The organism is Acidithiobacillus sp. M4-SHS-6, assembly GCF_047421495.1.
Classification (GTDB): Bacteria; Pseudomonadota; Gammaproteobacteria; order Acidithiobacillales; family Acidithiobacillaceae; genus Acidithiobacillus.
In genome coordinates, this window is sequence record NZ_CP175559.1 from 1,221,339 (window position 1) to 1,234,616 (window position 13,278).

Annotated in this window: 13 protein-coding genes and 1 tRNA gene; 8 read left to right on the forward strand and 6 right to left on the reverse strand. The window is 56.1% G+C overall.

Annotation, left to right across the window (positions count from 1 at the left end; all coding sequences use genetic code 11):
- Positions 1-19 precede the first annotated feature (19 nt).
- The 6 genes from ACJU26_RS06235 (at position 20) to ACJU26_RS06260 (ending at position 8,004) form a co-directional block, all read left to right on the forward strand.
- Positions 20-682, forward strand: coding sequence for an ABC transporter ATP-binding protein (locus tag ACJU26_RS06235; RefSeq protein WP_414041647.1), 663 nt, complete (start codon positions 20-22; stop codon positions 680-682).
- Between the two features lie 4 nt (positions 683-686).
- Positions 687-2,666, forward strand: a complete 1,980-nt coding sequence (locus ACJU26_RS06240) for an HAD-IIIC family phosphatase (RefSeq protein ID WP_414041648.1) — start codon at positions 687-689, stop codon at positions 2,664-2,666.
- 34 nt (positions 2,667-2,700) lie between these two features.
- Positions 2,701-4,269, forward strand: a complete 1,569-nt coding sequence (locus ACJU26_RS06245) for a glycosyltransferase family 4 protein (RefSeq protein ID WP_414041649.1) — start codon at positions 2,701-2,703, stop codon at positions 4,267-4,269.
- A 93-nt stretch (positions 4,270-4,362) separates the two neighbouring features.
- A complete protein-coding gene (locus ACJU26_RS06250; protein ID WP_414041944.1) occupies positions 4,363-5,814 on the forward strand; it encodes a mannose-1-phosphate guanylyltransferase/mannose-6-phosphate isomerase in 1,452 nt (483 codons plus the stop codon).
- A gap of 235 nt (positions 5,815-6,049) precedes the next feature.
- Entirely contained in the window at positions 6,050-7,138 is a 1,089-nt protein-coding gene (gmd, locus tag ACJU26_RS06255; protein ID WP_414041650.1) for a GDP-mannose 4,6-dehydratase, read from the forward strand.
- Positions 7,139-7,140: 2 nt separating this feature from the next.
- Positions 7,141-8,004: a GDP-mannose 4,6-dehydratase gene (locus ACJU26_RS06260; protein ID WP_414041651.1), complete on the forward strand. Its 864-nt coding sequence runs from the start codon at positions 7,141-7,143 to the stop codon at positions 8,002-8,004.
- Here the strand turns inward: ACJU26_RS06260 and pyrC are convergent.
- A complete protein-coding gene (gene pyrC, locus ACJU26_RS06265) occupies positions 7,994-9,028 on the reverse strand; it encodes a dihydroorotase (RefSeq protein ID WP_414041652.1) in 1,035 nt (344 codons plus the stop codon). The two genes, ACJU26_RS06260 and pyrC, sit on opposite strands and share 11 nt — an antisense overlap.
- A 197-nt stretch (positions 9,029-9,225) precedes the next feature.
- Here pyrC and ACJU26_RS06270 point away from each other — a divergent pair, with 197 nt between their 5' ends.
- On the forward strand, positions 9,226-9,819 hold the full coding sequence (locus tag ACJU26_RS06270) for a DUF1643 domain-containing protein (protein WP_414041653.1): 594 nt from the start codon (positions 9,226-9,228) through the stop codon (positions 9,817-9,819).
- A 4-nt stretch (positions 9,820-9,823) separates the two neighbouring features.
- On the opposite strand, the gene ACJU26_RS06275 is transcribed toward ACJU26_RS06270, so the two are convergent.
- Positions 9,824-10,477: a YidH family protein gene (locus ACJU26_RS06275; protein ID WP_414041654.1), complete on the reverse strand. Its 654-nt coding sequence runs from the start codon at positions 10,475-10,477 to the stop codon at positions 9,824-9,826.
- A gap of 203 nt (positions 10,478-10,680) precedes the next feature.
- Between ACJU26_RS06275 and ACJU26_RS06280 the strand changes: the two genes are divergently transcribed.
- A tRNA-Asn gene (locus tag ACJU26_RS06280) sits at positions 10,681-10,756 on the forward strand.
- A gap of 242 nt (positions 10,757-10,998) precedes the next feature.
- Here ACJU26_RS06280 and ACJU26_RS06285 read toward each other — a convergent pair.
- The 4 genes from ACJU26_RS06285 to ACJU26_RS06300 form a co-directional block, all read right to left on the reverse strand.
- Positions 10,999-11,418: a hypothetical protein gene (locus tag ACJU26_RS06285; protein ID WP_414041655.1), complete on the reverse strand. Its 420-nt coding sequence runs from the start codon at positions 11,416-11,418 to the stop codon at positions 10,999-11,001.
- A gap of 16 nt (positions 11,419-11,434) precedes the next feature.
- Positions 11,435-12,157, reverse strand: coding sequence for an HAD family hydrolase (locus ACJU26_RS06290; protein WP_414041656.1), 723 nt, complete (start codon positions 12,155-12,157; stop codon positions 11,435-11,437).
- A 438-nt stretch (positions 12,158-12,595) separates the two neighbouring features.
- Positions 12,596-12,781, reverse strand: a complete 186-nt coding sequence (locus tag ACJU26_RS06295; RefSeq protein ID WP_414041657.1) for a hypothetical protein — start codon at positions 12,779-12,781, stop codon at positions 12,596-12,598.
- A 31-nt stretch (positions 12,782-12,812) separates the two neighbouring features.
- The gene (locus tag ACJU26_RS06300; protein ID WP_414041658.1) at positions 12,813-13,100 is read right to left on the reverse strand and encodes a hypothetical protein; all 288 of its coding nucleotides are present in this window, start codon (positions 13,098-13,100) and stop codon (positions 12,813-12,815) included.
- Positions 13,101-13,278 lie beyond the last annotated feature (178 nt).

A 13,278-nucleotide genomic window follows, 5' to 3' on the forward strand; every position in this document is an offset into this window, starting at 1 on the left:
TTGGAGCCGATATTTTCTTATGCATGAAAACAGCCTGGTTCTGGATAAGATCCGGAAATCTTTTCCCATTCACCACGGGCGGAATATGCGCGTAGTGCTGGATGATATATCCTTGCATATTCACCCCGGCGAGCGCTGGGGTATCATGGGCCCCAATGGTGCGGGTAAATCGACGCTCATCCAGATTATCAGCGGTTCCTTGCGGGCCGATTCAGGGACTATCCAGCGGGGGATGACGGTTTCTTGGCCACTGGCTTTTGGCGGTGCCTTTCAGGGAAGCCTGACGGGTCGGGATAATGCCCGCCTCATCGCGCGGGTGTATGGGGTGGATGTCATGGAAACAGTGGCCAAAGTGGAAGATTTTGCCGAACTGGGCATTTATCTGGATGAGCCGGTCAAAAGTTATTCTTCCGGTATGAATTCCCGCCTCAGCTTTGCCATCAGCATGGCGGTGGATTTTGACTGTTATCTGGTGGATGAGGTGATTTCGGTGGGGGACGCACGCTTCAACCGTCGCTGTGAGGAAGAACTGAAGCGCCGGGAAAGCAAAGCCATGGTTCTGGTGTCGCACCATGTGGATCTGATTCGGGGTAATTGCGATCACGCCGCCATTCTCGAAAACGGACGTTTGCGAGTGATTGAAGACCTCGACGAAGCCGTCCACTACTACACGAATATGTGAATCGGTGACCTCTCCGCGCAAACCAGGTTGGTGGCAGCGCTGGCGCGACCAGTGGAGTTCTCCGGAGCTTGCGGAACTGAGCCATCTGGAGGACGTGGCCTTTTTGGAAGCAATCTATCAGAAGGTTCTGGGACGGCCTACAGACCCCATCGGTAGGGAGTATTATCTGCCGTGTATGCAGTCGCCGGGCGGCAGAGGGCAGGTGATTCGGGCGCTGAAAAATTCTCAGGAAGCCCGCTTGTATCAGGATCGGCAGGAGCGCATTGGCCTTTTGATGCGCACGGAAATGCAAGAGCATTATTCCCCAGTGTCTTCGCTGCGCCGTTTTGCCGAGGCCAGCAAGCCGCGTGTGGCCCTGCTGGGCACCTGTTTGTTGGAAGGTTTATTGCAGACCGCATTGGCTTTGGATTGGCCAGTTCAGCATTATCTGATGGACTCCGGCTATCATGATCCTGTTCCTGAGCTGGCAGCTCGTGATTTTGACCTGGTCTTGGTGCAATTTACCTTGCGCTCCTTGCTGGGCCAGGTAGTGGAGGCCGGGGAGGGCGATTTGTTTCATTTGCGCCCAGATGTCGATTGGGCTTCCCTGCAGGATCGGACCCGGCAGCAACTGCTGGCCCAGGTAGAAAAAGTTCGGGGCGCGCTGCCGCAAGAACTTCCGGTATTTTTCTTGGGTTTTCTGGAGCCGCCTCCGCAAATCAACGGGTTACTAAGGGTGAATCGTCAAAACAGTCTTTATGCTTTGGTGCGGGGGCTGAATGATGTCTTTGAGTCGGGGCTTGCTGAAAAGCGGAACGCCTTTTATTTGGAAATCAATGATCTGCGTCTGCATTATGGGGATAGCCAGGCTTATGATGGTGATGTTTCGCATTATTCCCATGGCGGAATTCTGAACACCCCCCAAGGGGATTTGATTCACCTGGGCGTCCTGGAAAAAACACAGGCGGCACTGCAGATTTTGCGGGGAAACCAGCAGGTCAAGCTCATTATCACCGATCTGGATAACACGCTCTGGAAAGGCGTGTTGGCCGAGGCGGAAGAAATTATTCCTGTAGAAGTGACCGAAGGCTGGCCCTTGGGCTATGCCGAAGCGTTGTTGGCCTGCAAGGCACGGGGCATTCTGCTGGCCATTTGCTCCAAAAATGATGCGGTCCAGACCGAAATCCATTTCAAGCAAGTCTGGTTTGGCCGCTTACGATGGGAAGATTTCGCCAGTATTCACATCAACTGGCAGCCCAAATCCGAAAATATCCGCCAGATTTTGGCCGAACTGAATATCCTGCCCGAACACGCCTTGTTCATTGATGATAATCCTCTGGAAATTGCCGAGGTCCAGCGCGTTTTTCCACAACTGCGGACCCTGACGGGTGATCCCCAGGGATGGCGGATGGATTTGCTTTATGGGGTTCCATTTCAGATGCCGAAGTTGAGCGAAGAAGCCGCTCGCCGCACGGAATTGTTGCAGGCTAAAATCGAGCGCGATCAGGCCATGTTGTCCAGTGATCGGGAGAGTTTCCTGCGTGATTTGCAGTTGCGGGCGGATATTCGCCAGATGACCCCTAGCGATACAGGCTTTGACCGCGCCCTGGAGCTTTTGAACCGGACCAATCAGTTTAATACCACAGGCCAGCGCTGGACCATTGCCGAATTGGAGGGTTTTCTGGCAGATGAGGGGCATTTGTGGGTACTGCAGGCCAGCGACCATCTGGCTAAACATGGTCTGGTCGCGGTAGCCTTGCTGAAAGCCCGTTATTTGTGGCAAATGGTGCTCTCCTGCCGGGTTTTTGGACTGGGTCTGGAAGAGGTATTGCTGGCCCGAGTGTTGGCAGAAAATCCGGCAGCCCCCATACTGAAAGCCCGCTGGGTGGATACCGGGCGCAATGCCACCGCCCGCCAGTTTCTGGAGCGTTTTTTTGCTTTGCAGGAGGACGGCAATTACGGATTGTTGGAGCGACCCGTTGTCCCAGCCCATATTGCCGTGTAACGCCATACATTATCTACATGCCATTTGGTAACTTATGAATAGAACACCAAAAACTCTGCGCGTTCTCATGGAAATGCGCCCGGCCCTGGATGGCTTTTACGGTATTCCCCAGGAAACCCGCATTTTGTATGGCGTTTTGGCCAGCCTGCCCGATGTGGAATTATCGGGTTTGCTGCAGATGTCCAAGCGCAGTGTGCGGGGCGGGGTGTACGGTCACAAGGTGCTGAGCGAGGCGGAGCGGGTACATCGTTTTGCGCGGGTCGTGGTCGCCCTGAAGGGGCGCACCGCGGTGGATTGGAAAGGCGATGTCAGTGAGTGGCTGGAAAATTTTGCCCAGGGCTGGCGCCTGCGCTGGAAGGCCTGGACGGGCATGGGTGCGATTCCCCTGGGACATTTTGAAACCCGATATTTCCGGGACTTTGTCTGGCAGGAGTTGTATGGACTGAGCTTGCCAGCGGCGGATCGGGAACCGGTGCTGCGCGGTGATTATCGGGTCTGCGCCTATCCCTGGCGGCATATGCATCTGGTGGGGATTGAGCGGTCGCAATTGTCCTTGCGCTCTCGCTATCCTCGCCTGAACACCCAGGGCGTGGATGTATTGATTGCCCAGACCCCTTTCCCGGCGCAGGTGAGCAGGGGTACGGCGCTGATCGTCCATTATCATGATGCCATTCCGATGCTGATGCCCCACACCATCTCGGACCGGGCCTTTCATCAGGCCAGTCATTTTCAGGCCATGGCAGCCAACGTGCGGGCAGGGGCGCATTTTGCCTGTGTATCGGATGCAACCCGCAGGGATCTGCTCAATCTTTTTCCCGAAGCCGAGCCATTGGCCCATACCATTCACAACATGCTGCCCAGCCATTATTTTCCCGCCGAACCCGAGCCAGAACGCATTCCGGGTATTGTCCGCCGCCATTTGCACGGCGAATTCGAGGGAAAAATCAAAGGGAAGAAAGATAAATTCAAGGTCTACAAACTTTCCCGTCAATTTGACAGTGAAGAAGAAAAAGCCCGATTTTATGCCGACGCATTAGGTCCGGACAGCCGCTTTGTGCTGATGGTATCCACGGTAGAGCCGCGTAAAAATCACAGCCGTCTGCTGGAAGGCTGGGAGGCCTTGCGCAGCATGGTAGACCCTGGGCTCAAACTGATCATCGTGGGGCATATTGGCTGGGATTATCAAACCGCTCTGGAGGGTTTTCTGCCCTGGATTGAGCAGGGCAGCCTGTTTTTACTGCATAGTGTGCCCGCCGATGCCTTACGCCTGCTGTTCCGGCAGGCGGTGGTGACGGTCTGCCCCAGTGTGGGAGAAGGTTTTGATTTTTCGGGGGTGGAAGCCATGCGCTGCGGCGGAGTGGTGGCTGCCTCGGATATTCCGGTACATCGGGAAGTGTACGGGGATGCCGCCCGCTACTTTGATCCCTACGATACAGGCAGTCTGGTGCAGGTCCTGCGGCAGATGATTTACCATGAAGATGCCAGTACCGTACGGGCATCCCTGCGAACTGCCGGCGCCACCCAAAGCGCCCGCTATCTGCCCGAAAAAATCCTGCCCCAGTGGCAAGACCTGCTCTGGCAGGTGGGAAAACCTAGCCCATAAACTTGCATTATCAGAGTTGTTTCAGGCAATATGACCCGAACAAAAATGCATTGGTCATCCACGGCAGATTTACCCGCAATGAGGACACAGATGATGCGCATCGTACCCGTCATTCTTTCCGGTGGCACTGGTTCCCGCCTGTGGCCCTTGTCCCGCAAGTCTTTCCCCAAACCTTTTGTGACCCTGCCCGACGGCGAAAGTCTCATCCAGAAAACCCTGCGCCGGGTCATCGACATCAAGGGCGATGCACCCCTGCTGACCGTCACCAATCGCGATTACTACTTCCTGACCCGCGACACCTTTGCCGAATGCGCGCGTATTCACGGCCAGACCATCCATAACGTCCATTACCTGCTCGAACCTGCCGGACGCAACACCAGTCCCGCCATGGCCGCCGCTGCCCTTTGGGCGCAGGAAGTCGCCGGGCCGGACAGTATGCTGCTGGTGCTGCCCTCGGACCATCTGATCAAGGACCAGTCCCAATTTGTCGATGCGGTCACAAAGGCGGCCGATCTCGCCGAACAAGGCTATCTCGTCACTTTTGGCATCACCCCCGCTGCCCCGGAAACCGGCTATGGCTACATCCAGAAGGGTACTGCACTGGATGGGGGCTATCAGGTCACCCGCTTTGTCGAAAAACCCGATCAGCATACCGCCCAGGATTATCTCGACAGCGGTCATTATCTCTGGAACTCCGGCATGTTCTGCATGCGCGCCGATAGTCTGCTCAGCGCCCTGCAACAATATGCCGCGGAAGTGCTGGAAACGGTCCAGAGTGCCATGGACGCTGCCAGCCGTAACGGCGACACCTGGGAACTGGGCAGCGACTTCAAACAGGCCCCGGATATTTCCATCGATTACGCCATCATGGAAAAAGCACCCAATGTGGCTGTGGTCGAAGCAGGCTTTGACTGGAATGATCTGGGTGCCTGGAGTGGCTACGGTACCCTGATCGCCAAGGATGAAGACGGCAATCAGGTCCACGCTCCCGATTGTGTGCTGGTCGATACCCGGAATTGTGTCGTGCAAAGCCCCGATCGGCTCACTGCCGTTCTCGGCTTGCAAGACATTCTGATTGTGGACACTCCCGATGCACTGCTGGTAGCTGACCGCAGCCGCGATCAGGAAGTCAAAACCATTGTCGAGCGCCTCAAATCCCGCAAACACAGCACCGTCGATCTCCATACCACCGTTCACCGTCCCTGGGGAACCTACACCACCCTCGAAGAGGGCGAATATTTCAAGATCAAGCGCATTATCGTCAAAAAGGGCGAGAAGCTTTCTCTGCAGATGCACCATCACCGTAGCGAGCACTGGATTGTGGTTTCCGGTACCGCCCGTATCGTCAATGGCCAGGAAGAAAAGCTCATCATGACCAATCAGTCCACCTATATTCCTGCGGGTTGTCAGCATCGCCTGGAAAATCCGGGCATGATCGATCTGGTGCTCATCGAAGTGCAAAGCGGCGCCTACCTGGGTGAAGACGATATTGTCCGCTTTGATGACATCTATGGCCGCGCCGAGGCTCTTGCCCCTACGGCCTGAATCTGACGCCTCAAACAGGAAAACGCTGCGTGCTCAAGACCCTCTGGGCCTAGAGCTCTCTAGCATTGTCAGTGTGGATATGTCAGGCTGTTCAGCGCCCGTCACTTTTTTGGGTAAAAGCGAACGCTCTTTTCCCTCAAGCCAAAGCTACCTTATGTAGCGGTTGTATCTTGAGGATATATTTTGATATATCCTGCCTTGGATGAATTAAGAAACTATTGCAAGGGGAATCTGAATGAAGCAAACGGCCATCATTACCGGTCTCACCGGCCAGGACGGCGCCTATCTCGCCCATCTGCTGCTGGACAAAGGTTATACCGTGTACGGCACCTATCGCCGCACCAGTTCGGTGAACATCTGGCGCATCGACGAATTGGGCATTGCGGGGCACCCCAACCTGCATCTGGTGGAATATGACCTGACGGACATGGGCGCGGCCATCCGTTTGCTGGAGAAGAGCCAGGCCGCGGAAGTGTATAACCTGGCCGCACAAAGCTTTGTGGGGGTGTCATTCGATCAGCCCATCGCCACGGCCCACATGACCGGGGTAGGGCCGGTGCATCTGCTGGAGGCCATCCGCATCGTCAACCCGAAAATCCGCTTCTATCAGGCCAGCACCTCGGAGATGTTCGGCAAGGTGCAGACCATTCCCCAAACCGAAGACACCCCCTTCTACCCGCGCAGTCCCTATGGCGTTGCCAAGCTCTACGCCCACTGGATGACCGTGAACTATCGCGAGAGCTACGGCATCTTCGGCAGCAGCGGCATCTTGTTCAACCACGAATCGCCCCTGCGCGGCCGCGAGTTTGTCACCCGCAAGATCACCGACGCCGTCGCCCGCATGGCCCTGGGCCAGCAGGAGGTGCTGGAGCTGGGTAATCTGGACGCCAAGCGTGACTGGGGTTATGCCCAGGAATACGTGGAGGGGATGTGGCGCATCCTCCAGGCCGATCACCCGGATACCTATGTATTGGCCACGGGCCGCACCGAATCGGTCCGGGATTTCGTCCGCATGGCCTTCAAGGCGTTGGGCGTGGCACTGGATTTCCGGGGAGCAGGAGAGCACGAAGTGGGTGTGGTCGCGACGGTATCCCCCACGGCCCTTGCCGAAGGGCTGGCTATGGCGAAGGTCTTGCAGCCTGGCCGGGAAGTGCTGCGGGTCAATCCCAAATTCTATCGCCCCGCCGAAGTGGATCTGCTCATCGGCAGCCCCGACAAGGCCCGCCATGCACTGGGCTGGGAACCCAGGACCACGCTGGAAGCCCTCTGCCAGATGATGGTCGAGGCCGACCTGCGGCGCGTCCGGCAGGGGTTTTCGTTCTGAAGATGGTCCTCGTCACCGGCGCCTCGGGTTTCACCGGGCGCTATATGGTCGATCTGCTCCAGACGCGGGGGTATGGCGTGCCGGAATTTGCCTGCGACCTCACCGATCCTGACGCCGTGCGTGCGGCGGTGTTGCAGGCCCAGCCCGACTATGTCGTGCATCTGGCGGCACTGTCTTTTGTGGGGCACGGCAACGCCGAGGCGTTCTACCGTGTGAACGTGCTGGGCACGCTCAATCTGCTGGAAGCCCTAGCCGCCCTGCCGCATCCGCCGCAACGGGTGCTGGTGGCCAGTTCAGCCAATGTCTATGGCACCCCCGGGGTGGAAGTCATCGATGAGTCCATCTGCCCGGCACCGGTCAACCACTATGCCTGCAGCAAACTGGCCATGGAGCATATGGTGCGTACCTGGGGCGAACGCTTGCCCATCGTGATGACCCGGCCTTTCAACTATACCGGGGTCGGGCAGGATGAAAAATTCCTCATCCCCAAAATCGTCTCCCACTTCCGCCGCCGGGCACCCGTCGTCGAACTGGGTAATCTGGACGTGAGCCGGGATTTTTCCGATGTCCGCGATGTGGTGGCCATTTATGCCCACCTGCTGCTGGAAGCCGGCGCGGAAGTCTGCGGCCAGATCTTCAATGTCTGCTCGGAGCAGGCTTACTCCCTGCGCGAGTTACTGGCTATGGTCGAGCAGATCAGCGGCCATAACCTGGAAGTGCGGGTCAACCCTGCCTTTATCCGTGCCAATGAAGTACCGCGCCTGTCGGGTTCGGCAGCTCGCTTGCAAGCCCATCTCGGCCCCTTGACGCACATCCCCATGGAGCAGACCTTGGGCTGGATGCTGGCGGATTCACTTAATCCCTGACCCGCCAATGCATGACTTGTCCTGCCCGCAGCGGGATCAAGACATCCATTCCACAGGCATGACTTTCAGGTACTGTCCAAGGGTGTTTTTCCAAAGTGATCGTGTCTTGGTTGCGGGGGAGTCGGTAGAAGTCCGGACCGTGAAAGCTGGCAAAGGCTTCGAGACGATCCAGGGCGCCGGCTGTTTCAAACACTTCAGCATACAGTTCAATGGCGGCGTGAGCCGTATAGATGCCGGCACAACCACAGGCCGATTCCTTGTCCTGGCGGGGATGTGGGGCGCTGTCCGTGCCCAGAAAATAGCGGGGATTGCCGCTGGTCGCCGCTTGCACCAAGGCCTGGCGGTGGCTTTCCCGCTTGAGGATGGGCAGGCAGTAATGGTGGGGGCGGATGCCACCCACAAATAGCGCGTTACGATTGAGCAGCAGATGATGGACGGTAATGGTGGCGGCAATGTGCGGTCCAGCCTCGGCCACGAACTGGGCGGCCGTGCGGGTGGTGATGTGCTCCAGGACCATGCGGAGCCCCGGGAAATCCCGGATCAAAGGCTGGAGGTGGCGTTCGATAAATACGGCTTCCCGATCAAAAACATCCACATCAGGATCGGTGACTTCGCCGTGCAGAAGGAGAGGCAGGTCGTGCTTTTCCATGGCTTTGAGCACCTTGTACACCCGTTTGAGGTCAGTGACACCGTTTTCTGAATGGGTGGTTGCTCCCGCCGGGTAGTATTTTAACGCGTGTACGAAACCACTGTTTTTGGCTTTTTCGATTTCACTCGCCGTGGTGTTGTCAGTCAGGTAAAGGGTCATGAGCGGCTGAAATGCGGCGTCTTTTTCTAGCACAGCCAGAATCCGGTCACGATAAGCGTCGGCCTGATCCACCGTGGTCACGGGCGGTTTCAGATTAGGCATGACAATGGCTCGGGCAAAGCGTCGGGCACTGTCATGCAGCACCGATGCCATGGTGACTCCGTCACGCAGATGGAGATGCCAGTCGTCAGGACGTATTAGGGTGAGATCTTGCACGACACCATCCTCAGCTTGTTGAGAGTAACCCGGATGATAAAGGGTCGCTGCCCTGTTTTTCAATGCGGGGCAGGGGATGGTCTGGAATCCTTGTGGGCCGACGCAGAATGACTTCTTGAATCAAGCTGCCAATGGAATGTTTTCCTGGCAGTAGATCCTGTTTGCTGTATGGCTTCATTTGCCGATATCATCGTGGGATGACAAAACATATATCTCCGGGTGCCTTGCGGATCGGACGTACGGTGCAACATGCCCCGGCAGTGGATGTTGCCGGTATTCAGGCGGATTTTTCACCCTGCCGGACTTGGCGGTATGGCTTGAGTTTGCCGTTCAGGGAGCGCAGTGGTCCCATGATAGCGGTATTTCTGAAAAATCCTTCCAGTGCCAGTGCGACAGCAGCCGATAAAACCGTACGCACAGCCAGCGAATATGTCTGGCGCAATTTTCCGGAGAGCGGCGGTGTGCATATTCTGAATCTTTTCGCGTTAAGAGGTACCGATAGTCAGGAAGTCGGCAAGGCCTTGCTGGAGAAGGGTGCCGCCTATGTGATTGGCCCCGAAAACGATGCCATGATTCAAAAAATGTTGGCGATGAGTGCCGCTGTCATCATCGCCTGGGGAGGTCATGCCGGGGTTCCCGCTTCACCATATGGTCAGCGTGTCCGCAGCTGTCTGGATATGCTCGCAAACAGTCGTTTGCCGGTGTGGAGAAATGGCCGCAAGGGATCGGAAAATTTCCCGTTTCATGCCTGTTATTGGGCGTATCAGGATGCTTTGATTGCCGTTTCTTGATGGCCTACAGGGATACCCGAATGATCATGACTGCCAGAACAATGGTAATACCCAGTAGGATGACGCCATATAATCCATACAAGATTTTGTTGACGTGATAGTCTCCCATATCTACCCGCTTGACGGTGCGAATGAAGTTGACCCCGCCAATGACCAGATTGGTGGCACCGAGAATGATGAAAACAATGCCCATTCCCGAGAACCCTTCACCCATCACCAGTTTGGTATGCAGCATGATGGATAGCTGTTCCAGAAAAAAATCGAACTTTTCGATCACAAAACCAAAAGCAATCAGGCCGATACCCGTTCGTACCCATGCCAGAAAAGTACGTTCGGCGGCCATGTAAATGCGGGGATCAATAATCTCTTTTGCTGCCACAGTGGGTCCCTTTTCGATATGTCTCAGATCGAACATGAAGTTAAAGCCTACCACAAAAATCAGAAAAATTGCGGGCCAGGTTAATAGGTTGAAAAGCTCATGAAAAAAATGCCCCAGTCGGGCATAGTGCAAGGACACAAACAAAACGGCAAGGCGTTCGGACACCAGTCCGGTACCAATAGAAACAAACAACAGCTTAAAGTAACCTAGATAGGTGCGTTCCAATGCCATGTACAATCGCGGTTCGCGCACGGTGGGCAGGTTTTTCAGGAACATCATAGGCTAGATCACCAAAAATCATTTAATTATAAAGTGTGACGAGGCAGCGCACGGTGAATATTTTTGTGGCGAAGTCTAGCGCGAATCCCTCTCACTGAGAAGTGCGGTCTTGACTGAATCCATATCGAGTTTCTGGTTGAGTAAAGTTTGCCTCAGGCTGTTCTTGACGCCATCCAAAGGGAAGGCTAGGATACGCCCACTTTTCCCCGGTAGCTCAGTCGGTAGAGCGGGTGACTGTTAATCACTAGGTCGGCGGTTCGAGCCCGTCCCGGGGAGCCAAATAAAACAAGGGATTGTGCACAAAAGCCAGTCCTTTTTTGTTCTTGGTTTACTTTCTGCGTTGCGCTCGCATGATTCTCCATGACAGCACATGAGAAGGTTTTATGTTTTGCCCCACCCCAAACGGGGTATGAACGGTAGCACATCTTCATGGAGGCTGGGCAAATCGCGTCAGCCATCATCATATAGGTGGATACCTTGCCTTCCGATCAGCCAACGCATGACGCATCTTTATTCAGTCCTCACTGGCGACCTTGTGATAGATCGGCACCAATGCATACAATAAGGGCACGGATCTGATTCACCTGCATCGTGCGTATTTCGAACTCGGCATATTGATGTCGCGACCAGCACAGGGTCATTACGAAGAACCAGGTCTTGCGCAGCTCCCCGGTTCTGGGGTCGACCAACAGCGGGCCCGCACCGAAATCCACCTGGGCCGCCTCTCCTGGCGCGAAGGTCAATCGGGAGGTGACACGCGGCGCTTCGGCGGCAAGCACCTGACGGATCAATCGCTTGACAGCGGAATGGCTGCCACCGAAACCATACTGCTGGACCAGGGCCGCATGGATGGTGGTCGCCCCTTGCGGGGATCGGTGCGTAATTGCAGGCAGGCATTGTCCCAGGAAAGTTCCAGCTAATGCAGCACCGTCCCCACGCAACTGAGAGGAAGACTGGCTAGGAGAAGAACCACTCCTCGATGGCAACGGCGGTCAGCCCTACGAAACTGGGCAATGTTCGGTCTGCCCTTTGGAGCGCCTCCGCCGGGTTGGTCGTCGTGACGGCAATGGCCCACATGCCCGCCCGCTTCGCCGCTTCCACTCCGGCGGGAGCGTCTTCAAAGACGACGCAGCGCTCCGGAGTGAACCCCAAGCGTTGGGCGGCGAGCAGAAAGACCTCGGGATCGGGTTTGCCCCGCTGCACGTCCTCCGCCGAGACGATGGTTCGGAAGAAATGCCGAAGATGCGTCTGCGCCAGGGTAAGCTCGATATTGGCGCGCGCGGTCGAGGAAGCGATGGCCATGGGCACCGATCGCCTGGCAAGGGATGCACAGAAGGCCACTGCCGCGGGATAGAGGGAAACTCCCTGCTCCGCGACGACTTCCCGGTAAAGCGCTTCCTTCCTTGCCCCGAGTCGGGAGATTTCCTGAGGATCCTCCGTCCAGCGGAGGATCTGGGGAATGATCCAGTTGTTGGTTTTTCCAAAGGAGGGGAGAAAGAAGTCAGGCGGAAGCGGCTTCCCTTCCTCCCGGGCGAGACGATGCCAGCTTTCCAAGTGGCGGTCCGCGGAGTCGATCAGCACGCCATCCCAATCGAAGATGGCCGCCCACTGCCCCTTTTGGAGAGAAGAAGCCTCCTCTGAGCCTGTCTCGCTTGTCGCCCTCTGCTGTGCCTTTTCCATTATGCCGGTCTCCTTTGATTCCGCCATTTGCTTCTTCCCTGCGGGCTTTCTCTAGGCTGGGGTATGAGGATCGTTCCTTCGTGGAATCGGCATCCTCCTTGCGGCTCCCGCCTGATGGAAGCGCGGCAACCGGTGAGGCGGAGATTGCGCAAGGATTCCCTCCATCCGGATCTTCCCGCTCACCCGGCCGGGTTTCCTGCCTAGGTGTGGGAATTTTATCGCAGGCCAAAGATTACGTCGAGGACTCCGGATAAGCACGGTTAAATCTTCTCTGGTCACCGTCATACGACTTTCAGGGCCTTATGCAAAGTGTGTTGCGCCGAACTCAACTCCTTGATTAAAAATCCGTGCCCTTCAGCCTGCAACGAACAATCATGCACCACTTCCTGATAACCCTCCTGAAACTCATGCAGCCGTTTTTGCGGGTATCCTGGCGTCCTAGTAGTCCAAAAGGTCCAGCGCAAAATGGTTGACTATCAACATGGCTGTATTGGTGGCGTATCCCACCAGCATTTCTGGCCCAAAGCTGTTTGAAGACAGGATGAAAGTATTATGGGGCAGCATTTCATCCTGCTTGCAGACCAGCTTGGGCATTTTTTTGACCTGTTCAAACAAGTCATCCACGGCTTCATGGGCAGCACTTTCTGGATGTGCCCTATTCGTAGATCAGCACATTGGCCGCATCGGTCAGGGCATTCATGCCATGAATGGTCCGCAGGAACTGTGCGGTGGGTAAATCTCCTGCATCTTCTGTGTGTGACGTATCCGAAGGCGAGAGAAATAAACCGCTCGCTTGGAGAATCATCACCAGCACGTCCGCAGGCCGGGAAAAACAGCACCATGGGATTCGCGTGCGGGTGATCGAATATATCTTGGAGGCATCCTCGATGCCGAACCGGCAGCACAAATCCGTCAGGCAGCCCAGGACCTGTCCTTCCTCCATCGTGGTGCGCGTCCTGCATCGCCGTCTTTCGTTCGGCAGTCGCCGCTATTCCCCCTCGGGGCAGGTCTGTCTGGTTACAGAGCGTCTTGCGGGAAATCGCCCATGGCTGCGCCATCACAAGTCGTGGCAAACGTAACCCGCGCGACGTACGCAGAAAAATGAGTGCATACCGCATCAG